The organism is Amycolatopsis albispora (genome assembly GCF_003312875.1).
GTDB classification, from domain to species: Bacteria; Actinomycetota; Actinomycetes; order Mycobacteriales; family Pseudonocardiaceae; genus Amycolatopsis; species Amycolatopsis albispora.
On sequence record NZ_CP015163.1, the window covers coordinates 7,782,773 to 7,806,160 of the forward strand.

The 23,388-nt window shown below is 69.1% G+C and carries 19 protein-coding genes and 1 pseudogene; 8 read left to right on the forward strand and 12 right to left on the reverse strand.

Going from position 1 to position 23,388, the window contains the following annotated elements:
* Positions 1-311: 311 nt before the first annotated feature.
* A complete protein-coding gene (gene dnaE / locus A4R43_RS36980; RefSeq protein WP_236809313.1) occupies positions 312-3,803 on the forward strand; it encodes a DNA polymerase III subunit alpha in 3,492 nt (1,163 codons plus the stop codon).
* Here dnaE and A4R43_RS36985 read toward each other — a convergent pair.
* A complete protein-coding gene (locus A4R43_RS36985) occupies positions 3,748-5,166 on the reverse strand; it encodes a nitrilase-related carbon-nitrogen hydrolase (protein WP_113696330.1) in 1,419 nt (472 codons plus the stop codon). The genes dnaE and A4R43_RS36985 overlap by 56 nt on opposite strands.
* A complete protein-coding gene (locus A4R43_RS36990; protein ID WP_113696331.1) occupies positions 5,150-5,725 on the reverse strand; it encodes a TetR/AcrR family transcriptional regulator in 576 nt (191 codons plus the stop codon). Before A4R43_RS36990 ends, A4R43_RS36985 begins: the two co-directional genes overlap by 17 nt.
* 104 nt (positions 5,726-5,829) lie before the next feature.
* Between A4R43_RS36990 and ligD the strand changes: the two genes are divergently transcribed.
* A complete protein-coding gene (ligD, locus tag A4R43_RS36995) occupies positions 5,830-6,822 on the forward strand; it encodes a non-homologous end-joining DNA ligase (protein ID WP_113696332.1) in 993 nt (330 codons plus the stop codon).
* Between the two features lie 6 nt (positions 6,823-6,828).
* Here the strand turns inward: ligD and A4R43_RS37000 are convergent, their stop codons facing one another.
* Together A4R43_RS37000 and A4R43_RS37005 are read right to left on the reverse strand one after the other, a co-directional pair.
* Positions 6,829-8,052, reverse strand: coding sequence for a cytochrome P450 (locus A4R43_RS37000; protein WP_113698140.1), 1,224 nt, complete (start codon positions 8,050-8,052; stop codon positions 6,829-6,831).
* A gap of 104 nt (positions 8,053-8,156) precedes the next feature.
* Positions 8,157-9,065, reverse strand: coding sequence for an aminoglycoside phosphotransferase family protein (locus A4R43_RS37005; protein WP_113696333.1), 909 nt, complete (start codon positions 9,063-9,065; stop codon positions 8,157-8,159).
* A 131-nt stretch (positions 9,066-9,196) separates the two neighbouring features.
* Here A4R43_RS37005 and A4R43_RS37010 point away from each other — a divergent pair, with 131 nt between their 5' ends.
* A complete protein-coding gene (locus A4R43_RS37010) occupies positions 9,197-9,832 on the forward strand; it encodes a TetR/AcrR family transcriptional regulator (protein ID WP_113696334.1) in 636 nt (211 codons plus the stop codon).
* A 41-nt stretch (positions 9,833-9,873) separates the two neighbouring features.
* Here A4R43_RS37010 and trxA read toward each other — a convergent pair whose 3' ends face one another.
* Genes trxA through A4R43_RS37025 form a run of 3 tightly spaced genes read right to left on the reverse strand, consistent with a single transcriptional unit; the run spans position 9,874 to position 11,250 of the window.
* Entirely contained in the window at positions 9,874-10,200 is a 327-nt protein-coding gene (gene trxA, locus A4R43_RS37015; RefSeq protein WP_113696335.1) for a thioredoxin, read from the reverse strand.
* A complete protein-coding gene (locus tag A4R43_RS37020; protein WP_113696336.1) occupies positions 10,197-10,595 on the reverse strand; it encodes a MerR family transcriptional regulator in 399 nt (132 codons plus the stop codon). The genes trxA and A4R43_RS37020 overlap by 4 nt, the downstream gene beginning before the upstream one ends.
* A gap of 28 nt (positions 10,596-10,623) precedes the next feature.
* Positions 10,624-11,250, reverse strand: a complete 627-nt coding sequence (locus A4R43_RS37025) for a TetR/AcrR family transcriptional regulator (protein ID WP_162788724.1) — start codon at positions 11,248-11,250, stop codon at positions 10,624-10,626.
* An 85-nt stretch (positions 11,251-11,335) separates the two neighbouring features.
* Here A4R43_RS37025 and A4R43_RS37030 point away from each other — a divergent pair, with 85 nt between their 5' ends.
* A complete protein-coding gene (locus A4R43_RS37030; RefSeq protein ID WP_113696338.1) occupies positions 11,336-12,841 on the forward strand; it encodes a flavin-containing monooxygenase in 1,506 nt (501 codons plus the stop codon).
* A 42-nt stretch (positions 12,842-12,883) separates the two neighbouring features.
* Positions 12,884-13,633, forward strand: a complete 750-nt coding sequence (locus tag A4R43_RS37035; protein ID WP_113696339.1) for an SAM-dependent methyltransferase — start codon at positions 12,884-12,886, stop codon at positions 13,631-13,633.
* Positions 13,634-13,635: 2 nt separating this feature from the next.
* On the opposite strand, the gene A4R43_RS37040 is transcribed toward A4R43_RS37035, so the two are convergent.
* Positions 13,636-14,121, reverse strand: a complete 486-nt coding sequence (locus A4R43_RS37040) for a SecDF P1 head subdomain-containing protein (protein ID WP_162788725.1) — start codon at positions 14,119-14,121, stop codon at positions 13,636-13,638.
* A gap of 860 nt (positions 14,122-14,981) precedes the next feature.
* On the opposite strand from A4R43_RS37040, the gene A4R43_RS37045 reads away from it, so the two are divergent.
* A complete protein-coding gene (locus tag A4R43_RS37045; protein WP_113696341.1) occupies positions 14,982-15,812 on the forward strand; it encodes a nitroreductase/quinone reductase family protein in 831 nt (276 codons plus the stop codon).
* Here A4R43_RS37045 and A4R43_RS37050 read toward each other — a convergent pair.
* From A4R43_RS37050 to A4R43_RS37060, 3 genes are read right to left on the reverse strand one after another with little or no spacing between them, the layout of a single operon-like run.
* Entirely contained in the window at positions 15,809-16,879 is a 1,071-nt protein-coding gene (locus A4R43_RS37050; RefSeq protein ID WP_113696342.1) for a LacI family DNA-binding transcriptional regulator, read from the reverse strand. The two genes, A4R43_RS37045 and A4R43_RS37050, sit on opposite strands and share 4 nt — an antisense overlap.
* A gap of 9 nt (positions 16,880-16,888) precedes the next feature.
* Complete coding sequence (locus A4R43_RS37055; protein WP_113696343.1) at positions 16,889-18,364, reverse strand: radical SAM protein; 1,476 nt, start codon at positions 18,362-18,364, stop codon at positions 16,889-16,891.
* On the reverse strand, positions 18,365-20,941 hold the full coding sequence (locus tag A4R43_RS37060) for a glycosyltransferase (protein ID WP_113696344.1): 2,577 nt from the start codon (positions 20,939-20,941) through the stop codon (positions 18,365-18,367).
* A 52-nt stretch (positions 20,942-20,993) separates the two neighbouring features.
* Here A4R43_RS37060 and A4R43_RS37065 point away from each other — a divergent pair, with 52 nt between their 5' ends.
* Positions 20,994-22,178 (forward strand): MFS transporter, encoded by a 1,185-nt coding sequence (locus A4R43_RS37065; RefSeq protein ID WP_236808495.1) that lies wholly within the window; start codon positions 20,994-20,996, stop codon positions 22,176-22,178.
* Here A4R43_RS37065 and A4R43_RS37070 read toward each other — a convergent pair.
* Positions 22,135-22,575, reverse strand: coding sequence for a YfgM family protein (locus tag A4R43_RS37070; protein WP_236808497.1), 441 nt, complete (start codon positions 22,573-22,575; stop codon positions 22,135-22,137). The two genes, A4R43_RS37065 and A4R43_RS37070, sit on opposite strands and share 44 nt — an antisense overlap.
* Before the next feature lie 50 nt (positions 22,576-22,625).
* On the opposite strand from A4R43_RS37070, the pseudogene A4R43_RS37075 reads away from it, so the two are divergent.
* Positions 22,626-23,234, forward strand: a pseudogene (locus tag A4R43_RS37075) (MFS transporter); the annotation flags it as partial.
* Positions 23,235-23,388 lie beyond the last annotated feature (154 nt).

Genomic DNA, 23,388 nt, shown 5'->3' on the forward strand with positions numbered 1-23,388 from the left:
CTCCCTCGTGAATGGGTCACCGCGCGCGCACGCGCGGTTGTGGTCTATCCCGCGAGACTCGCACACCCGGGCGACGATCAGACCGGTCAAAAGTATGGTGATCCGCCGACCTGAAATGGTCGTTTCAAGTGGGAAACTTTCCTGTTCCTGACCTGGTGAGACAACTGCTGGTTGTCTGCTGGCGGCGTGTCGGTTGTTGGACGGCCGGGCAGGGCATCGGATCGAATGCCCTGGCCGTGCCGTTCACCGACAACCGCCAGGAGTACACCTTGGACTCTTTTGTCCATCTGCATGTGCACACCGAGTACTCGATGCTGGACGGTGCGGCGAAGATCGCGCCGTTGTTCGCGGAGGCGTCGCGGTTGGGGATGCCGGCGGTGGGGATGACCGACCACGGCAACATGTACGGGGCGGACGAGTTCTACCAGCAGGCCCGCAAGGCCGGGATCACGCCGATCATCGGGATCGAGGCGTATGTGGCGCCGGAGTCGCGGTTCCACAAGAAGCCGGTGTTCTGGGGGCAGTCCAACCAGCGTGGCGCGGACGAGTTCGGTGAGGGTGGGGACGTCTCGGGTGGGGGCGCCTACACGCACATGACGATGCTGGCGGAGAACGCGGCGGGGTTGCGGAACCTGTTCCGGTTGTCGTCGCTGGCGAGCCTGGAGGGTTATTACCGGAAGCCGCGGATGGATCGGGAGCTGATCTCGGAGCATCACGAGGGGATCATCGCCACGACGGGGTGCCCGTCGGGTGAGGTGCAGACGCGGTTGCGGCTGGGGCAGAAGGCCGAGGCGATCCAGGCGGCGTCGGACTACAAGGACATTTTCGGGCCGGACAACTTCTTCCTGGAGTTGATGGATCACGGTCTGCCGATCGAGCGGTCGGTGCGGGAGGGGCTGCTGGAGATCGGCAAGCAGCTGGGGATCCGGCCGCTGGCGACGAACGATTCGCATTATGTGACGCGGGATCAGGCGGATACGCACAGTGCGTTGCTGTGTGTGCAGGCGGGTAAGACGCTGAATGACCCGAACCGGTTCAAGTTCGATGGTGATGGTTACTACCTGAAGTCCGCGGCGGAGATGCGGGAGTACTGGGACACCGAGGTCCCGGGCGCGGCGGACTCCACGCTGATGATCGCCGAACGCGTCCAGTCCTATGAGGACGTTTACGCCCATCGCGACCGCATGCCGAAGATCGAGGTGCCGGAAGGTCACGACGAGGCGAGCTGGCTGCGCGAGCAGGTGATGGACGGGCTAGCTTGGCGCCTGCCCGGCGGGATCCCGGCGCCGTACGTCGAGCGGGCGGAGTTCGAGATCGACGTGATCACGCAGAAGGGCTTCCCGGCCTACTTCCTGATCACCGCGGACCTGATGCGTCACGCCCGTGAGGTCGGCATCCGCGTCGGGCCCGGCCGTGGTTCCGCCGCCGGTTCGCTGGTCGCCTACGCGCTGGGCATCACGAACCTCGACCCGATCGATCTCGGCCTGCTGTTCGAGCGGTTCCTCAATCCCGAACGTGTGTCCATGCCGGATATCGACATGGACTTCGACGACCGTCGCCGCGGTGAGATGATCCGTTACGCCACCGACAAGTACGGTGCCGACCGCGTGGCCCAGGTGATCACCTTCGGCAAGATCAAAACAAAGGCAGCCATCAAGGACGCCGCACGAGTCCACTACGGACAGTCCGGTTACGCGATAGCCGACCGCATCTCCAAGGCACTGCCGCCGCCGGTCGCGGCGAAGGACATCCCGCTCGGTGGCATCGTGGATCCCGCGCACGAGCGGTACGCCGAGGCGGCCGAAGTGCGGGCCCTGGTGGAGAACGACACCGAAGTCTCGACCATCTTCGAGACCGCCCGCGGACTGGAGGGCCTGATCCGCAACGCCGGTGTGCACGCCTGCGCGGTGATCATGTCGGCGGAGCCGCTGGTGGACACGATCCCATTGTGGCGACGTGATGACGGCGCGGTGATCACCGGCTGGGACTACCCGTCCTGCGAGGCCATCGGCCTGCTGAAGATGGACTTCCTCGGCCTGCGCAACCTGACCGTCATCGGCGACGCGATCGACAACATCAAGGCCAACCGCGGTGAGGACATCGATCTCGACACGCTCAAGGTAGACGACCACGCCACCTACGAGCTGCTCGCCCGCGGTGACAGCCTCGGAGTGTTCCAATTGGACGGTGGCGCGATGCGCGACCTGCTGCGCCGCCTGCTGCCGACGGGGTTCGACGACATCATCGCGGTGAACGCGTTGTACCGGCCCGGTCCGATGGCGATGAACACGCACAACAACTACGCCGACCGAAAGAACGCGCGTCAGCGGATCGAGCCGATCCACCCGGAACTGGCCGAGCCGCTGCGGGACATTCTCGCCGAGACCCACGGTCTGGTGGTCTACCAGGAGCAGATCATGCAGATCGCGCAACGGGTCGCCGGCTTCTCGATGGGCCGCGCGGACGTGCTCCGCCGGGCCATGGGCAAGAAGAAAAAAGAAGTCCTGGAAAAGGAGTTCGAAGGCTTCCAGGCGGGCATGCGTGCCAACGGTTTCTCCGACGAAGCCGTGCGGGCCTTGTGGGACACCATTCTCCCGTTTGCCGGGTACGCGTTCAACAAGTCGCACGCCGCCGGGTACGCGCTGGTCGGTTACTGGACCGCGTATCTCAAGGCGAACTATCCGGCGGAGTACATGGCCGCGTTGCTGACCTCGGTCGGGGACAACAAGGACAAGTCGGCCGTCTACCTGTCCGAATGCCGTCGCTTGGGCATCAAGGTGCTGCCGCCGGACGTCAACGAATCGGTGCTGCGGTTCGCGGCTGTCGGGGACGACATCCGCTTCGGCATGGGCGCGGTCCGCAACGTCGGCACGAACGTGGTCGAGTCGATCATCAAGACCCGCGAGGAGAAAGGCAAGTATTCGTCCTTCACCGATTTCCTCGATCGTTCGGAACTGGTGGTCTGCAACAAGCGCGTGCTCGAATCGCTGATCAAGGCGGGTGCCTTCGATTCGCTCGGCAACACCCGGTTGTCCATGGTCCAGGCGCACGAGGAAGCCGTGGAAGCGGTCGTCCCGCTCAAACGCCGTGAAGCCATGGGGCAGTTCGACCTGTTCGGCGCCGAGGCGGGACCCTCGTCGTCACCGTTGACGCACCTGCGCTTCGGTGAAGACGAATATCCGCGCAAGCAACTGCTGGCCTACGAACGGGAAATGCTCGGGCTTTATGTCTCCGCGCACCCGCTGGACGGCGCGGAATCGTTGTTGCGCAAGCACGCCAGGAAGCCGATCGGCGCGATACTGGCCGATCCGCCCCGCGAAGGCGAGCTGGTGGTCGCGGGCCTGATCACCGCGTTGGAGCGGCGGGTCAACAAAAAGGGCGAGCCGTGGGCGATCTGCACGGTCGAGGACATCGACGGCTCGCTCGAAGTGCTGTTCTTCCCGAAGTCGTACGCGTTGTTCTCGGCGGACCTGGTCGAGGACAACCCGGTGGTGGTCAAGGGCAGGGTCAACTGGCGGGAGGGCAAGATGTCGGTGTTCGGGGCGGGCGTGGAACCGCTGGACCTCTCGAACCTCGGTGAGGAAGCGCCGCTGGTGTTGCGCGCGACCGCCGAGAGGCTCGATCACGAGGTGGTCGGCGAACTGAAATCGGCACTGCTGGCGCACGTGGGAGACACGCCGGTGCTGGTCGAACTCGTTGCGGGGCAACGGACACGGCGTTACGCACTGGACGACTACCCGGTGCGCGTCAGCTCGATGCTGCTCGGTGAGCTGAAGGGGATTCCGGGGATTTCCGTCGCGTGAGCGCCACGGCCACGGAGACCGCGGTCAGCCCGACGCACAGCCAGCCGAACCAGTCGCCGAATCGCGTGTAGACGGTCGCACCCGGGCCGATTGGCACGTCCGCGACCACGGTGGTGAAGCCGCCCGGCTGGCCGGTCGGCTGGGAGGCGACCACCCGGCCGTGGCCGTCGGAGAGCAGGAGCGTGGTGGTGCGCCCGCCCCATGCCACGGCCTGCCCGTTTTCGACGCCGCGCAGCAGTGCGGTCCGGCTGTGTTGCCAGCCGTTGAGGTCCTCGTCGGAGGCCGGGACGGCAAGCAGCCGCGTGCCGCCCTCGGCGTAGTCCTGGCTCGGGTCGCGGAAGTTGATGTCGAGGCAGATCAGCACCCCCGCGCCACCCGGCGTGACCACGAGATCGCGGCCGGGCGGGCTGACCCGGTCGTTGTGCTTGAGATAGCGCTGCGGTTCACCACCATCCGCCGGGAAGACGAGCGCGTAGTTGTACTTGGTGGCGCCGCTCCAGTGTGCATAGCCGACCACCAGGTCGAACCCGTGCTCGGCGGCGAGCCGGCGCATCGGCTCGTACAGCTCGGGTGGGCGTTCCTGGTCCGATCCGAACGCGGCTTCCGGCAGCACCACGGTTTTCACGCCGTCCGGCAATGCGTCGAGCTGTCCAATGTAGTCGTTCAACAGGTTCCGGTCTTCGCGGAGGTCGGCGGCCCAGCCCGGTTCGTTGCTGGCCACCAGGGCGACGCGCTGAGTCTCACCGTCCGTCCCGGCGAGCCGCAGCGCACCACCACCGAGGGCGACCGCGAGCATGGCTGCCGCGAACACGGCCACCCGCACCTTCGCGCCGCCGGTCAGCACGGCCGCGATCGCCGCGGGCACCAGCATCACCACGAACTCCACACCCCAGGCGCCGGTGACCGACGCGAGCTGCAGCAACGCCGGGAAGTCGGTCTGCGTGGTGGCCAGCGTGCCGACGATGCCCATGGGATTGCTGATCGCCACCACGTGCAGCACGGCCGTCCAGCTCGCCGCCGCGGCGACCACCGCCAGCAGCGGCTTGGCGAACAACGCGCGGTACAGGACCACGCTCGCGGCGAAGGTCAGTCCGAAGCAGACGGTCACCAACGCACCCCACGGCCACAACGCGAGGTCGTGCGACCCGGCCGACCAGTGCCAGATGTTCGTCCAGCCCAGTGCGCACGCGGTGAAGCCGGCGGCTGCCGCGCCCCAGCCGGAAAGCGTTGGCGCGACCAGGAAAACCGGCAGCGGAGCGAGCCACGCCAGGATGGGGACCGGATCGAGCCCGGTGCCGAAGAAGAACAACACGGCCGACGCCGCGACCGCGGCGAGCTTGGCCACTCTAGGGACGGAGTCCATTGAGGACCCTCCTCGTGGTGCGGGCGCACAGGGCGCGGAAGTCTGCTTCGGACAGGTTCATCCGGCCGCCGAGATAGAGCTGGACCAGGCCGACGGCGGGCATGGTGAGCGCGAGCGTCACTTCGAGCGGATCGTCCTCGTGCACCGCGCCTTCCCGCATGCCCTGCTCGACGGCGGTCATCACGGCACCGAAGGCGGGGGACAGCCCGTCCTGGAAGTCCTCCGGAAAGCGTCGCGCGGGTTCACGGCGATCGGTGATCAGGAACCGGTACAGGTTCGGGCTGCCGAGCGCGAAGTCGAGGAAGTCGGTGAGCAGCAGGTCGATGCGCTGCTCGAAGTCGATCGTCTCGGCGTGCGGACCCCAGGTCTTGCCGAGGTCGGCGAAGGCCGCGTCGGCTACCGCGCGCAGCAGGGCCTCACGGTTCGGATAGTGCCGGTAGGTCGCCATCGGCGTGACGCCCACGGCGGCGGCCACGCGTCGCATGGTCACCGCGTCGGCCCCTTCGGCGAGCAGGATCTCCAGCGCGGCGGCCGCGATCCTCTGCGCTGTTCCCGTCATGTCTACACCGTATACCGGTCAGGTCTACGCTGTACACAGGATTCCGGTGAACGGGCGGGACTAGGCCATCCGGGTTACCGTCGCGGTGGGGAACGGAGGCGGAGATGGCCGGTGCACCGGAGGACGCCCGCGTACCGGCCGCGGTGGAGCCGATGCTCGCGCAGGCCGGTCCGCTGCCGGACGACGCCAGGTACAACTACGAGTTCAAATGGGACGGGTACCGCGCGTGCCTCCGCGTGAGCCCGTCCGGCGAAATCCGCCTGAACAGCCGCAACGGCAACGATCTCACCGCCGAATATCCCGAGCTGGCCGACGGCGTCGGCGACATGCTCGGCGGCCGCGCCGCCGTGTTCGACGGGGAGGTCGTCGCGCTCGACGAGGGCGGCGTCCCCGACTTCACGCTGCTGCAGAACCGCCGCACCCGGCGGCACGCGCTCAGCTTCTTCGCCTTCGACCTGCTCCAGCTGGGCACCGACGTCCTGCTGAACCGGACCTACCGCGAGCGCCGCGACCTGCTGGTCCAGCTCGAACCCGGCAACCCGAACCTGATCGCCATCCCGCCCGCGTACAGCCACGCCGATCTGTCCGCCACCGGCCTGACCCCGCAGGGATTGCTCGACGTCGCCCGGCAGTCACGCCTGGAAGGGCTGGTCGCCAAGGCGGGTGAATCTCGGTACCACCCTGGCCGCCGGAGTCCGGAATGGATCAAGCACGCGCTGATCACCACGCAGGAGGTGGTGATCGGCGGCTGGCGGCCCGGCGGCGGCCGCCGCGAGGGCACGCTCGGCGCGCTGCTGCTCGGCGCCCACGACAGCCGCGGCGACCTGCGGTACATCGGCGACGTCGGCACCGGTTTCACCCAGCAGGCACTCGACGATCTGCACGCCAGACTGCGGACGCTCGACCGCTCCACCAGCCCGTTCGCCGACCAGGTCCCGCGCGACCGCGCGAAGGGCGCGCACTGGGTCGACCCCCACCTGGTCGGCGAGGTCGTCTACCGCCGCCTCACCTCCGACGGCCGCCTGCGGCACACAGCCTGGCGAGGCCTCCGCCCCGACCGCACCCCAGCCGAGGCGGTACTGGACGCCTTGGGCTGAGCCGACTTACCAGGTCACCGGTAGTTCGTGGACGCCGTAGATGTTCATGTCGGTCCGCAGTTTCACCTCACCGGCGGGAATGGCGAGCCGGAGATCGGGGAAGCGTCGTAGCAGCCCGTCGAAGCCGGCGCGCATTTCGATCCGGGCGAGTTGCTGGCCAAGGCACTGGTGGATGCCGTGCCCGAAGGCCGTGTGCCCGCGGGCCGCGCGGTGGATGTCCAGGGCATCGGGATTGTCGAACCGCCGCGGATCGCGGTTCGCGCCCAGCAGTGAGACGGCCACGGTCGAGCCTTCCCGAACGGTTTCCCCGCCGAGTTCGATGTCGGTCGAGGCGTAGCGGTAGAAGGTGTCGGCGATCGTCAGGTACCGCATGAGTTCCTCGACCGCGCCCGGCATCAGTTCCGGGTTCGCGCGCAGCTCGGCCAGCTGATCGGGGTGCTCCAGCAGCGCGAAGGTGCCCAGCGCCAGCATGTTCGCCGTGGTTTCGTGCCCGGCGAGCAGCAGCAGAAAAGCGATGCCGATCAGTTCCTCGACGCTGAGGTCTTCGTCGCGCGCCAGGTCGGACAGGATGTCGTCACCGGGATCGGCGCGCTTGCCCGTGACGAGTTCACCCAGATAGGTGGACAGCGTGGTGTACGCGGCCATCTTGTCCTCGAGCGTCACCTCCCGCTCCATCATCTTGCTGGAGTTGACCTGGAAGGTCTCCCGGTCGGCGTAGGGCACCCCGAGCAGCGCGCAGATCACCAGCGACGGCACCGGCAGCGCGAACTCCTTGACCAGGTCCACCGGCGGGGTCAGCTGTGCCAGGTGGTCCAGCTGCCGTTCGGCGATCTCCTCGATGCGGGCTTCGAGCTGCTTCATGCGCTTCACGGTGAACGCGCCGGTCAGCTTGCGCCGCAGCCGCGTGTGCTTCGGCGGGTCCATGGCGAGGAACACGCCCGGTTCCTCGGGTGCGGGTTCCGTCATCACCGGCGTGCCGGGGACCTCGTACGGCAGGTGGAGCACGCCGAGGTCCTTGCGTGAGCTGAACCGCGTGTCGGCGAGCAGCTGCCGGACTTCTTCGTAACCCGTGACCAGCCAGCCTTCGTGGCCGTCGGGAAAGAGCAGCGGGCTGACCGGCCGGAGCTCGCGCAGGCGCGTGATGGCGCTCGGCGGGTTGAACGGGCCCGCGTCGCGGTCCATGGGCAGGCCGTGCGGGATTTCTGGTTGCGTGGTGGCTTCGGCACTCATGAACGCCAAGATGGCACAGTCATGGTGCCATGTAAAGCCGGACTGGCGCGCAACGTGATGCCAGACTGGGGCCGCCCGCGCCCGGAGGCGGGGCGGCCCGGTCGTCACGACCGCGCGCTGAGAGCTTCGGCAATGGCGACCTGCACTGGTTGCAGCCGGGTCTCGCCGTCCTGGATGTCCCAGAGGGCGTTCTGCAGCACCCGCGCCATCGACCAGGCGTAGGCGCGCTGGCGGTCCAGGCCCAGCACCTCGGTCATCAGGTCGAACCGGTGCAGCACCGCGCGTGCCACGTCCCCGGTGTCGACCACGTCGTCCCACCGGTTGTCGAGCGCGGGCAGCAGGTCGAACCCCGGGTCACCGGCCAGCGGTTCGGGGTCGATGGCGAGCCACTTCTCGCGGCTTCCGGCAAGCACGTTGTCGTAGTGCAGATCCCAGTGCAGCAGCCGGTCACCCGGCTCACCGAGCACTTCGGCGGTCGCGGCGGCGCACCGGCGGACGAGCTGCCGTTCGGCCGGATCGGCCAGCCCGGGCACGGCCGCCGGGGTTTCGTCGAGCATCTCGGCGGCCACGCCGGCCAGGCTCCGGATGCCCGCCGGAGCCGGCACGGCGGTCAGCCGCGCGAGCAGTTCGGCGAGCACGGTGAGCGCGGCGAAGTCGTCCGGCATGGTGGACAGCGGCCTGCTCTCGTCCAGCCGTTCCAGCAGTTGCGTGGTGGTTTCCTCGTCGTACTCGAGGAGCTGGACGATGCCGTCGCCGTTCCACGTCCGCAGGGCGAGCGCCATTCCGGCGTTCTCTTCGGTGCGTGGCTGGAGCTTCAGTGCCGCGGGTGTGCCGTCCTGGCGCACGACCGGCAGCACGAGCGAAGCGCAGCCGTTCCAGACGGGACCTTCGCGGCGCAGCGACCAGCGGCCGAGGAATTCGGTGACCAGCCGGGGCAGCGCGGCGAGCCATTCGGGGTACTGGTCCCCGTGGGACTCGATGAGTTGCTTCGGCACGTCGATCGACGTGTTCATGGGACTCCTTCGTCGGATTTCGGGTGCGTGACGAAGGAGGTACTGGGGGTGCCCGGCAGCCGGGCCAGCGTCAAAGCATGGGGCCGACGGTACCGGAAGCCGATCACCCGGCGCCGCACTAAATTGACGGCATGGTGGAGCGGGAGGCCGGCGGGCTGCGAGAGCGCAAGAAGGCGGCGACGCGGGCGGCGCTCAGCGCGGCGGCGCTGCGGCTGGCGCTGGAACGCGGCCCGGAAAACGTGCGGGTGGACGACATCGCCGAGGCCGCGGGCGTGTCACCGCGGACCTACAACAACTACTTCTCCAGCCGGGAGCAGGCGATCGTGGCGGCCATCGCGGCCGAGCGCACGGAGCGGATCGGGGCGGCGCTGCGCGCGCGGCCGTCGGACGAGCCGCTGGCCGAAGCCGTGGTGGAAGCGGTGATCGAGCAGCACAGCGAGCCGACGGGGGACGCGCTGACGCTGATCACCACGGCCCCGGCGCTGCGTGCCGAATTCGTGGACGCCGTCGCGTCACTCCAGTCGCCGCTGTCCTCGGCGATCGCCGAACGCCTTGGCCGGGACGAAGACCTCGCCACCACCGTGCTCGCCGCCGCGGTCGCCGCGGCCGCTCGGGTGGCCGTGGAGCGCTGGGTGGGCGGCTGGACGCAGGCAGCGGGCGACCTGCTGGTCGTGACCGAGGGCCCCTCACTCGCCGACGGCTTGCGAGAGGCCCTTGCGCACGTGGCCCCCGCCCTGCGCGCGGCCGACGCCGGTACGGCGGCTTGAGCGTCCGAAGTGGACGCTCCCGGACGACCGTTCGCGCCCGTTCAGGCGGGCACGAGCAGCGCGTCCAACTCGGCCAGCAGCCTGGCCTTCGGCTTCGCGCCGACCAGGGAGCGGATCGGGACGCCGTCGCGGAACAGGATCAGCGTGGGCAGCGACATCACCTGGTAGTTCCGCATGGACAGCGGGTTCTCGTCGGTGTTCAGCTTCCGGATGGTCAGCGCATCGGCGCGTTCGACGGCGATTTCCGCCAGCACCGGCGCGATCATGTGGCACGGCGGGCACCACTGCGCCCAGAAGTCGACCAGCACCGGCCGGTCGTGGCGGAGCACCGCTTCGTCGAAGGTGGCGTCGGTGATGGTCTCGATCATGTTCCTGTCTCCTGGTTCGTCGTCACGCGGCACGGGTCGGGCTGCCTGGCCATCGCCGCGGTCAGCTTGGCCAGCAGCTCGGCCCGCACCGCGTTGAGCCGGTCGAGGCAGGCGTCCACCTCGGCCAGTTTGCGTTCGTAGACCTCGATCGAATCGGCGCACGAGTCCCCGGCCTCGTGCCCGGACCGCAGGCAGTCGACGAACGGCCGGGTGTCGTCCAGGCTGAGCCCCGCCGCTTGCAGCGTCCGGATCTCGGTGACCAGGCGCACGTGTTCCTCGCCGTAGTCCCGGTAGCCGTTGGCCGCGCGCGGCGCGTCGAGCAGGCCCTGTGATTCGTAGAACCGCAGCGCGCGTGTGGTCGTCCCAGCCCGCCTGGCCAGTTCGCCGATCCTCATGATTCGACGGTAAACGTTGACGCGAGCGTCAAGGCAAGATGAGCCGTTCGGTCAGCGTCGCGCCGATGCCGGCCAGCTCGGCGACCAGCTCGTCCTCGGTCAGCTCGACCCCGCCGGTGAGCCAGCCGTGCAGCACCTCGTGAATGCCGCCGATGAGCAGCAGCGCGGTCGCCTCCACCCGCGCGCGGGCCGGCGTGCCGCTGAGCGCGAGCACCTGGTCGGTGATCACCGCGGTGAAGGTCTGCACGACCTGGGCGCGGTGCGCGCGGAGCAGGTCGGAGGTGAAGCATTCGACGTACGCGCGGGCCTGGCGCGGATCGGCCACCAGCGCGCCGATCATCGGGCGCAGCGCGGTGGCGTACCTGGTCTCCGGGCTCGCGTCGGCGGGGACGGCGTCCGCGGCGGCCAGCACCTGCGCGCTCACCTGCCCGGCGAGCTGGTCGAACAGCGCGATGAGCAGCTCGTCGCGGTTGGCGAAGCTCTCGTAGAAGTACCGCTCGGTCAGCTTCGCGCGGCGGCAGACGGCGGTCATGGTGAACCCGTCCCGCCCGTGCTCGCCCAGCACGTCGAGCGCGGCGTCGAGCAGCTGCTCACGCCGGGTGGCTCGCCGGTCTTCGGCGCTGACCCCGCGGAACGGGCGGACGACGGGAGGCATGCGGTCCATCTTGACAGACCCGCCGGTCAGGTGTGAGCCTGCTGTTGACAGGACGCTCTGTCACCTTCGGCGGTCAGGAGTGACGATGACGCACTACGACGTGATGGTGGTGGGGGCCGGGTTCTCCGGGATCGGCGCGGCCATCAAGCTCCGCGAGGCGGGGTTCGACGACTTCCTGATCGTCGAGGACGGTGACGGCGTCGGCGGGGCGTGGCACTGGAACACCTATCCGGGCGTGGCCGTCGACATCCCGTCGTTCAGCTACCAGTTCTCCTTCTACAAGCGCGACGACTGGTCCCGCGTCTACGCGCCGGGCGACGAGCTGAAGAACTACGCCGAGGACTGCGTGGACCGCTACGGCCTGCGTGACCGGCTCCGGCTGAACACCAGGATCGACTCCGCCGAGTTCGACGAGGCCCGTGACCTGTGGCAACTCGGGACGACCGGCGGTGAGCAGTTCACCGCGCGGCACGTCGTGGTCGCCACCGGTGTGCTGACCCAGCCGAAACCGCCCGCCATCGACGGGCTGGACTCGTTCGGCGGCACGGTCATGCACACCGCGCGCTGGGACCACGGCGTCGACCTGCGTGGCAAGCGCGTGGCGATCATCGGCACCGGCGCGTCGGCGGTCCAGGTGATCCCGTCGATCGCCGAGACCGTGGACCGGCTGACCGTGTTCCAGCGCACGCCGATCTGGTGCCTGCCCAAGCCGGACGCGCGGCTGACCAAGCCGCTGCGCGAGGTGCTGCGCCGCGTGCCCGGCGCGAAACGGCTCACCCGCGTGCTCAGCCAGGCCTACGTCGAGGCGAACTTCCCGCTGGCCGCGCACTTCACCAGCGTGCCGGTGGCGAAGCTCGGCGAGCAGCTGGCGCGGCGGTTCCTGCGCAAGGAGGTCGCCGACCCGGTGGTCCGCGACCAGCTCACGCCGCGGTACGCGCTGGGCTGCAAGCGGCCGAGCTTCTCCAACGACTACCTGCGCACCTTCAACCGCGACAACGTGGTGCTGGAGACGGCGGGCATCGAACGCGTGACCCCGCACGGCATCCGCACGGTGGCCGGCGTGGAGCACGAGGTCGACGTGCTGATCCTGGCCACCGGGTTCAAGGTGTTCGAATCCGGCAACATGCCGCCGTTCCGCACCACCGGTGTCGGCGGCACCGACCTGGAGACCTGGTGGGACACCCATCGGTTCCAGGCGTACCAGGGCGTCAGCGTGCCCGGGTTCCCGAACCTGTTCATGATCCTCGGGCCGTACGGGTACAACGGTTCCTCGTACTTCAACCTGATCGAGACGCAGAGCAGGCACATCCTGCGCTGCCTGACCGAGGCGCGGCGGTCGGGCGCGACCAGGGTCGAGGTCACGCCGGAGGCGAACCGGGCGTACTTCGAGCACATGCTCAGCCGGCGCCCGCAGCAGGTGTTCTTCCAGGGTGGTTGTGGCTCGGCCAACAGCTACTACTTCGACAAGCACGGCGACGTGCCGTTCCGGCCGTCGCTCACCCTGGAAACCATGTGGACCAGCGCGCGGTTCGACCTGGGGCACTACCGGTTCACCGGAAAACCGGTGGACGCGCCGGTGGCGCGCGCCTAACCTGCGCGGCGACCGCTTTTCAGTTGGACAAAGGAATCCGTCTTGCCGGACCTGCCGAGGCAGTTCACCATCCGCGAAAGCCGCCACCACGTGCACAACCCGTTCACCGAGGAGAAGCTGGCGACGCTGGGCCGGGCCCTGTATCTGACGCCCGGCACGCGGTTGCTCGACCTTGCTTGTGGTTCCGGTGAGATGCTCTGCACGTGGGCGCGTGACCACGGGATCACCGGCACCGGCGTGGACATCAGCTCGCTGTTCATCGCTTCCGCGCGGGCCAGGGCAACCGAGTTGGCGGTCGAGGACCGCGTCCACTTTGTCCACGCCGACGCCGTCGGATACGTCGCGGAGAACCCGGTCGACGTCGCCGCTTGTCTTGGGGCCACCTGGATCGGGGGAGGGCTGCATGGCACCGTGGACCTGCTCCGGCGCAGCCTGCGACCGGGTGGAATGCTGTTGGTCGGGGAGCCGTACTGGCGGCAGGACCCGCCGGATCAGACCACTGTGGAGCGCTGCCACGCACGCACGCGCGACGACTTCTCCTCGCTGCCGGAACTGCTTTCGGCCTTCGGGGAAATGGGCTGTGATGTGGTGGAAATGGTACTCGCCGACCAGGACGGCTGGGATAGGTACGCTGCCGCGCAATGGCTGAACACGCGTTTGTGGCTGGACCAGAACCCGGACGACGAGTTGTTCGCGGAAATGCGCGCGGAACTGGATGAAGCGCCCGTGCAGCACGTGCTTTACCAACGGGAGTATCTCGGCTGGGGCGTTTTCGCGTTGATGGACCGCTGAATTCAGCGGCCGCCGATGGAGGCCGCGAGCGCTTCGGCTTCGTCGCGGCTGAAATTGCCGGTAATCTCGATTTGGCCGCCCGCGATCGGGGCCTGAATGCTGGGGGCGGACAGGACCTGGCCGTTGGTCACCATGGCCACCTGGTTGCCGACGTTCTCTTCGGTCAGCTTCCCGAACTTCGCCGCCAGGTCCTCCGGCAACGCCAGGCCGACGACGAACCCGCTCGCCTCGGGGCGGTAGACCGCCTCGACCTTGGTGAACCGGTCGAGCACCAGCACCACCGGGCCGACCTCGTAGGTCGTGCCCTGCTTGTCGGTCAGCGTGGTGCCGCCGCCGGGCGTGACCACCCGCAGTTCGACGGGGCTACCCGCGTTGAACACCGGCGCCGGCGCGGCCTCGCCCGCCACCTCGTCGGAGCACGCGGCCAGCAGGAAGGCGAGCAGCAGCAGCGGCCACAGGCGGAACTTCACCCGCACTCGTCCAGTCACCCGACGATTATGGCCCCGGGCGGTGCCCCCATGTCACGAATGTGGCTTTCGAGACGCCAGACGTCCCGAAAGCCACATTCGTGACACCGCCCAGCCCCAGCCCACCGCAACCCCAGCCCGAGGTGCCCCACCACCATCCCGGCGCAAGGCGGCCCACCACCATCCAAGCTCCACGTGCCCACCCCGCCAACCCGGCGCAAGGCGGCCCGCCACCATCCAAGCTCCACGTGTCCACCCCGCCAACCCGGCGCAAGGCGCTCACGCCATCCCGGCCCAAGGTGCCCCAAGATCATCCAAGCTCAACGGGCCCAGCCAACTCCCAAGCTCAACGGGCCCAGCCAACTCCCAAGCTCAACGTGCCCAGCCAGCCATCCAATCTCAACGTGCCCAGCCAGGCATCCAATCTCAACGTGCCCAGCCACCCCTCCAAACCGGAAGCCGGGCACGGGACCCGACGACCACCCAAACTCCCCCTTCCCCCACCCGGTCCACAGCCAACACACGGCGAAGAACTCGTTGTCAAGGTACGCCCCCCAGCCTTGACAACGAGTTCTTCGCCGTCGTCACAATGAAACGCCGGGGTGGCACCCGCCCCCGATCCATTCGCTTGCCATCCCCACCCCCTTTGCCCTACGATTCACGATCGTGACTGCCGGGTCGGCCTTTGGCCAAATTCGAGACGGGTTCCCGGCCGAGGCGTGAGCCCTCGGCGGGCGCGAGCCCCGCCCCCACTTTCTCCGCATTCTTCCGCGCGCCTTGCCGCGCTGCCTTCACTCAGTACCCCCCGGCCTTTTTCCGCAAAACGTGTCCGCCTGCCCGGGCGGCACTTCGTCCTGCCCCAAAAACCACGAAAGAAGCGTATGCCCCAGGATTTCAACCAACCCGTCATCGACGAGTTCCGCGCCAACGCCGGTCGTGTCGGCGGCTACTTCGAGGGAGCCAGGCTGCTCCTGCTGACCACCACCGGAGCACGCACCGGCAAACCCCACACCGTGCCGCTCGCCTACCTGCCCGACGGCGCCGAGCGCGTCCTGGTCATCGGCAGTGCCGGTGGCGGTCCACGCCATCCTGCCTGGTACCACAACCTGCTCGCCAATCCCCGCGTCACCGTGGAAAACGGCGTCTTCACCTACGAAGCCGAAGCGACCGTGCTCCAAGGCGAGGAGCGCGACCGCGTGTTCGCCCGCGCGGTCGAAGCCGAGCGCGGCTGGGGTGACTACCAGGAGAAAACCAGCCGTGTGCTGCCGGTGGTGGCGCTGACCGAGGTCGCGGGCGGACCGCCGAACGCGTCGTCGCCGGGGGCCGCGCTCAAGCTGGTGCACGACGCGTTCCGCCGCGAGCTTTCCTTGATCCGCAAGGAGTTCAGCGAATCGGGGCACTCGCTCGGCGTGCAGTTGCGGATGAACTGCCTGACCCTGTGCCAGGGCCTGACCTTCCACCACACCGGCGAGGACACCGCCCTGTTCCCGTACCTCGCCGACCGCTTTCCCGAGGCCGCGCCGACGATCGACCGACTTTCGGGCGAGCACGAGAAGATCGCCGCGCTCATCGCCGAACTGTCCACTTTGGTCAAAGCCGAGCACGCGGACCCGGCGGCCGTGCTGCCGGAGGTCGAGCGGCTCACCGACGAACTGGAGCGCCACCTGACCTACGAGGAGGAACAGCTGATCCCCCTCCTGACCACCACCTAGGCCGGTCCCGTCGAGGCGCGCACGATCAGCTCGGTCTCCAGCGTCACCGGCGCCTTGACCGGCCGCCCGGCGAGCAGGTCCAGCGCCATCCGGCCGGCCGCGCGGCCCTTGCCCGCGAGGTCCTGGCGCACGGTGGTCAGCGCGGGTGTGGTCCAGCCCGCCTCGGCGGTGTCGTCGAACCCGACCACGGACAGGTCCTCGGGCACCCGCAGGCCCAGCTCGCCCGCCGCGGCCAGTGTCGCGATGGCCAGTTCGTCGGACATGCAGAGCACGGCCGTCGGCCCGGTTTCCAGCACGGCCCGCGCGGCCACCTGCGCCTCGGCCCGCGACAGGCCGGAGGTTTCCCAGGTCGGCACGCTCTCGACGTCGACGCCCGCCGCCGAGAGCGTGTCGAGGTAACCGATCATGCGCTCGCGGTTGTCCCGGAACCGGCTCCGGACCGCCTCCTCCACCGACAGCGGACCACCGCGTGGCACGGAAAGGCACTGCGCGGACAAGATCCCGAAGCGGCGGTGCCCCAGGTCGAGCAGGTGCCGGGCGGCCGCCGTGGCGCCGCCGCGGTCGTCGATGCCCGCGACCGCCGCGCCCGGCACGATCGGCTGGTCGATCACCACCAGCGGCAGCCGCCGCTGCTTCACCGCCTTCAACGCGGGCGCGCCGTCGGCCAGCGAGTACGCCACCGCGAGATCGGCCTGCGCGGCGAGCACCCGCTCGGCCCGCGGGCCGCCGTCGTCCCCGCCGGGCAGGAGCAGCAGCGCGTAACCCTCGGTGTCCACTTCGGTCGCCAGCGCGTCCAACGTGATGGACAGCGCCGGATCGGAGAAGGCCGCGCGCAGCGGGGTGTCGAGCATGAACGCGATCGACCCGGTCCGGCTGGTGGCCAGGCTGCGTGCCACCGGGTTCGGCCCCGGATAACCGAGGCGGCGCGCCACGCGCAGCACCTCCTCGCGCAGCTCCGCGGACAGCTGGTCGGGCCGGTTGAACGCGTTCGACACGGTTGCCCTGGACACGCCGACGGCATCGGCGACGCTGTCGAGCGTCGGCTTCCGCTTCCGGGGTGCAGGCACCCCGGTAGCTTACGGTGACAGCGCGGGCGCGGCGTCGCGGTCGAGTTCGGTGTTGATGATCGCCTCCACCAGCACCTCGCCGTCCGGGGTCAGCTCGACCCGCCCGGCGCGCTCGTCCAGCCGGAGCAGCCCGCGCTCGGCCAGCGAGCCGAACTGCCCGCGCCACGGCTCGGCGAACAGCGAACTGCCGGGGAACCGCCGCTGGTGCAGGGCGTCGTCGAGCGGCTGAAGCGTGGACAACGCCATCTTGATCGCTCGCGCCTCCTGCGCGGCCGGGGAGAAGCCGGTCGCCGAGCCGAGCGGGATGCGGCCCGCCTCCACGGCCTCCGAGTACCGCTTCCAGTGCACGTCGGTGATCGCCTCGGACGCCCGGCAGCTGGAGCTCCCGCCCAGGCCGATCGCCACCTCGGCCTCCTGCCGGTCCTGGTCGACCATGATCGACTTCCACTTCTCCGGCCCGAGCCCGTCCCTGGCGAAGTACATCGTCGGGTGCTCGGTGTACCCGCCGGCGCGCAGGCCCTCGGTGAGCACCTCGCGCATCTGGTACTGCTCACCGAGCGGCGGCCACCGGTGCCCGTCGCGGACCAGCCTGTCCCGGTAGTCCGGCAGCTGCCACGCGGCGGGCTGCACGCCGGCCACCCCGGTCCGCGTGTCCGAATAGGACTTCAGGTGCAGCTTGGTGCAGACCACCGCGGTGGGTTGTTCGGCCAGCACGACGTCCAGGTCGCGCCGCACGCTGTCCACGGTCTGGTCCAACAGGCCGTACATCAGGTCGATGCTGATCCAGTCGAAACCGGTGCGCTGCGCGTTGCGGATGAACTCCACGCACATCTCGGCGCTGTGCTCGCGCCCGGACTGCCGCAGCACCGGGTCGTCGAAGGACTGCACGCCGCTGGACAGCTTGGTGCAGCCCAGTTCCGCGAGCAGTTCGAGCTTGTCCGGGGTGAACGTGCTCGGATCACCCTCGAACCGGATCGTGGTCTCCGGCCCGAAGCCGAAGTTCTCCCGGTAGAACTCGAGCAGCCGCCGGATCGCGTGCTTCGGCAGCAGCGAAGGCGTGCCGCCGAACACGTTGAACTCGCCGACCGGCGCGGACGCCAGCGACGGCACCTGCTCCAGCCACAGCTCCGCCTCGCGGATGTTCCAGTCCACCCACTGGCTCGCCTTGGCGTCGGTCACCTCGGCGCTGCCCTTCACCAGCACCACCGGGTACTGGCAGAACCGGCAGCGGTAGGCGCAGGTCGGGATGTAGGACCACAGGTGGATCGGGGCGGTGCCGGAAAGCTGCGCCTCCAGATCGGCCAGGAAGGTTTCGGGCGCGTAGCCGGGTTCGTTGCCGGGGAAGACGTGTGCGCCGAACGGGTCCTCGACCACGTACTCCAGCAGGTGCCGGTTCTCCGGCGCGGCGAGCGCGCCGAGCACCGCCGGAACCGGTGCGGTGGGGTCGGTTTGCCGCAGGGAGGCCAATGCCTGCTCGTAGTCCATTCAGAACACCCCTCCGTTGCCGAAGTAGTTGTGCGCGTCGCCGGATTCGCGGTCCTCGCAGTAGTACTTCACGAACTCGGTGAACCGCTCGGGCGGCACGTCGTCGAAGCACGACGGCAGCGGCGGCGGATAGCCGATGTCCTCGCCGACGGTGGCGCGCAGCCGCGCGAACAGCTCGTCTGCGAACTCGAAGTACAGGCGGTAACAAGGGGTTTTGTACGAGTGGATCGGGGTGAAGTCGGTGACCCGCATCTCGTCCTTGATCTCGGCGATCCGCCTGCCGAGGCGTTCGGCCAGCTCGGGGCCGAAGAACTCGATCACCGCGTCGTCGTCGAGCAGGGACGGGGTGAGCAGCACGGGGAGAACGGTGTTCTTCGGCGTGAAGTCCTTGATGGAGAACTCCCACGCCTGCAAGGCTTCCGCCTCGGTGAGGTCGGTTTCGCGCGCCGGCTCCTCGACCCGGATGTCACGCATCACGATGATGCCGTCCGAACCGTAGGCACGGCCGGTGATCACCTCGTCGATCGCGTGGTCCACCCGGCGCGGGTTGATCTCCACTCGCGACTTCGGCGCGTACAGGATCTCCTCGCCGGAGCCACGCACCTTGATGCCGAAGTCCCAGTCGTCGGAGAGGTGGTTGACGAACTTCCCGTTCCGCAGCTGGTAGAAGATCTCGATGCCGCCGACCCGGTCGTAGGCGTCGCGGTCCACGGCGAAGCCCTTGCCGTCGGGAAAGCCGCCGAACAGGGCGAAGGTGACCGCGCGGCAGCGCAGCGTGCGGGAGATCGCGTCCCACAGGCGCGGGCGGCCCTGGAAGTGCTCCGGTGCGTAGTAGTAGTCGCAGACGCCGATGGCCGCCTTGCCGGATTCCATCGCCGCCAGCAACTCGGCCAGCCAGCCGGGATCGACGCGGCAGTCGGCGTCGGCGGAGACCAGCAGGAACCGCTCGTCCGCGCCCGCGCCGCGGTTCTTGCTGCGGGCGCTGGCGAAGTCCATCCCGGTCCGGCGCGCGCAGGCCACACCCTGCTCCGGCTCGGGCACCACGTGCAACGCGAGATCCGGGTGCTCCTCGGCGAACCGGCGGGCGATGGCCACCGTGTCGTCGGTGGAGTTGTTGTCCACCAGCACCACTTCGTACGCCGACCGGTCGATGCCGCGCTGGTGGTAGAGCGAGTCCAGCACGGCGGGCAGGTTCGCCGCCTCGTTGTACACCGGTAGCACCACGCTGGCCAGGGTGCGCTCGCCCATCGGTGCCAGGAACAGCTCGTCCAGCAGGCGCTCGGCCCGCCCCTCGCCGAAGTGCCGCTGACCCAGCGCGTAGTTGTGCTCCGCCATCTTCGCCCTTTTTGTCTCGTCGGTGAGCAGTTCGGCCACTTCGTCCACAAAGGACATGTCCGGCAGGTCGTGCCGCCGCACGTCGAGCACCGGGGCGCGGAACCCCTTGTCGCCGTAGACCGCCTGGTACAGCTCGTAGTGGCTGGTCACGTACGGCACGCCGGAGGCGATGGCCTCGCCGATCGGGTTGCCGTAGCTCTCGTAGTCGTACGAGGTCAGGAAGGAGACCAGCTGCGCGTGGGCGAGCAGGTCGCGAACGGAGTAACCGGGCCTGCCGACCTCGGCGTCGTGCGGCGCCAGCCTGCCGCCGAAGACCACGCGGTCCCGCACGCCGAGCGAGCCGGCCAGTTCGCGAAGTCTGGTGAATTCACCAGGATGTTCGGCGGGATCACCGGCCACGAACAGGTGCGTGCCGGGCAGCGCGGCGATCAGGTGCAGGTCGCGGTCGATGCGCTTCTGCGGCACGATCCTGGTGAACCGGGCGATCAGCGGCACGTGCTCGGGAATGCCGTGTGCGGCGCGGAAACCGGCGTTGTGCGGGGTCACCTCGGCCCGCCGGTGGGTGAAGGTGTTCGGCAGCACGCTGAGTCGTCGCAGGTGCGGAGCCCACTCCAGCGTCCGGCGCTTCGCCTCCTCGTGCAGCGCGACGTAGTGGATGAACGGGCTGTGCACCGGGAGCGGGGTGTGCGGATAGGGGAACCGCCCGTACTTGCCGCTGCTCGGCTCGCTCTGCCACATCAGGTCGTGGTCGCGCCAGAGCACAAAGCAACCCAGCCGATGGCGGTTGCCGTATTCCTCGATCGCCTGGTAGAGCGCGCGCGTGTAGATGACGTTCTCGGGCAGCGTGCCATTCTCGACCAGTACGAAAGAAATGCCGAGTTGGGTCCACTTGGCCAGAATTCGGTCACGCAGGGTGGCGGTCAGCGAATTCATCACCGACCGTAGTCGTGAGTCGTCACCGCGGCCGATCACCTCGGCCAGCACGGTGCTGACCAGCTCCGGTGAGTAACCCTCGATCCCTTGTACCGCCTCGATCCGGTCCAGCGCGATCCACTCGGGCAGCAGGTCCGCTTCGTCCGTGTACGGCCGGAAGAAGGCGTTCTTGTCCGCCTTGATGTCGTATCCGAGGTCGAGGTGGACCCGAATCCCGCGCTGGTGGAAATGGCGTGCCGTCTTGACGAACTCGACGACCAATCCGGAGATCGGCGTGCCGTCGAAGGATATTCCCCAGAGGGCAACCATGGTGGTTAATGTTACGGGCGAATACACCGGTTCGCACAAGTGGGAGTTCGGCTTGACTTCGTCGCGTATCGCGGTGGCCGCGGCGTTCGTGGTCAATGGAGCGCTCTACGGCTCGTGGGCGGCCCGCGTGCCGGCGCTGGCCGACCAGGCCGGGGCGGGCACCGGCGGCCTCGGCCTCGCCCTGCTCGGCCCGAGCGTGGCGATGATCCTGACCGCCTCACCGGCGGCGAAGGCGTGTGCCCGCTGGGGTGCGCGGCCGGTGCTCGCCCTCTGCCTGCCCGCCGCCTGCCTGCTGCTGCCGTTGCTGGGCCTGGCCGGTTCGGTGTGGACGCTCGGCCTGGCGCTCGCGCTGCTCGGCGGCCTGATGGGCGCGGTGGACGTGTCGATGAACATCGGCGCGGTGGCCGTGGTGCGGCAGCTGGACCGGCCGCTGATGCCGGTGTTCCACGCGGGCTTCAGCTTCGGCGGCCTGGGTGGTTCGCTCGGTGCCGCGGTCGCGGCGGCGCTCGCGGTCGAACCGGCTGTCCAGTTCGGAGTGATCGGCGTGCTGGGGCTGACCGCCGTGCTGGCGACCGTGCGCGCGGTGCCGGGGGAGCGGCCGGCCGCGGAGGAACGCCCGTCCGGTGGTTACCGCCAGGTCATGTCGCGCGGCCGGTTGTGGTTGCTGGCCGGGATCGCGGTGTGCGCGGCGGTCGCGGAGGGCGCCTGCGCCGAGTGGTCGGCGTTGTTCCTGGTGGACGCGCGCGGGTTCGGGGAAGCCGGTGCCGCGGCGGCGTACTCGGTTTTTGCCGTGGCCATCGCGGTGACCAGGCTGACCGGCGAACGGGCGCAGCGGCGGTTCGGCCCGTACCGCCTGCTGGTCGGCAGCGGCGCGCTCGCCGCGTCCGGCGTGTTCCTGGCCGCGGTGGTGCCGTCCGGCTTTGCCGCGTACACCGGTTTCGCGCTCGCCGGGATCGGGCTCGCGTTCTGCTTCCCGCTGGCGATGGACCTCGCCGGTGCGGCGGGCCGCGAGCCGGGCGGCACGGGCGGTGAGCGGGAACTCGGCTTTGTCACCACGGTCGCCTACGCGGGACTGCTCGGCGGACCGCCGGTGATCGGCGGGGTGGCCACGCTGACCGGGCTGCCCGGCGCGATGGCGCTGGCCGGGGTGGTCGCGGTGCTGATCGTGCCGGCCGCGCTCGGGGCCAGGCGGCTCAGGCCGCCAGTCGTTCTGCCAGCCGATCCAGTCCGGTCCTGATCAGCTGCCCGTAGCCGTCGTCCCCGAGCGCGTCGACCGCGGCGAGCCCGAGTTCGAGGTGTTCTCGCGCCAGGGAAAGCTCACCGAGACGGCGGTAGACGTCACCGAGGTTCAGGTGCAGCGACGGGTAGAAGGCCCGCACCGAACCGGTGGCCCCGGCTTCGGCGGTGCGCTCGTCGGTGATCGACGACGCCGTTTCCAGCGCGAGGAGATCCCAGCGCAGCTCTTCCCGCGGATCGTCCTGCTGGTCGGCGAGGTGGTGCGCGATCATGCACCGGTGGAGCGGATCGCTCGCCTCCGCCCAAAGTTCGGTGAACCGCTCGCGGGCCGCTTCGCGATCACCGCGCTGCGCCAGTTCCATCGCGGCGCCGAGCCGCGTCATCACCTCGTCGGTCACTCGCACTCCCATCTCGACAGGGGCCCAGGTTACTTGCGAGAGTGACGATCATGGGCTTCCGGCGGGTGCTGGCGGGCAGCATGGCGGGTGCCGTGCTGGAGTGGTACGACTTCGCGCTGTACGGGCTGCTCGCGGCGACCGTGCTCGGTCCGTTGTTCTTCCCCGGTGACGAGCCGGTGGCGAAACTGCTGCTCGCGCTGGCCACGCAGGGGCTCGGCTTTGTCGCGCGCCCGCTCGGCGGAGTGGTGTTCGGCCATCTCGGCGACCGGTTCGGCAGGCAGCCGATGCTGGTGATCACCTTCGCCATGCTGGGTTCGGCGACCGCGGCCATCGGCCTGCTGCCGACCTACGCCGACGCCGGGCTGCTCGCGCCGATCCTGCTGGTCACGCTGCGGATGATCCAGGGATTCGCGCTGGGCGGCGAGTTCGGCGCGGCGGTGCTGCTGGTCAGCGAGTACGGCGAACCACGCCGGCGCGGGTTCTGGGCATCGTGGCCGCAGGCGGGCGCTCCCGCGGGCACCGTGCTGGCCACCGTGGTGCTCAGTGTGATCGGGCTGTTCACCGATCTCGGCGACTGGGGCTGGCGGCTGGCCTTCCTGCTCGCACTGCCGCTGCTGGTGGTCGGGTTCTGGATCCGGCGCGGGGTCGAAGAGCTACCCAGACTGGGTTACCGGGACCAGCGTGCCGTTCTTGCTAGTCGTCAGGACATAACCTCGTTGGTTACTCTGTGTCGATAATGTAAACCTAACTTGTTCGGATGTGCTTATGCTCCTTCTGCCCGGTGCCACTCCGGCGTCCGGGTGGAAGGAGCAA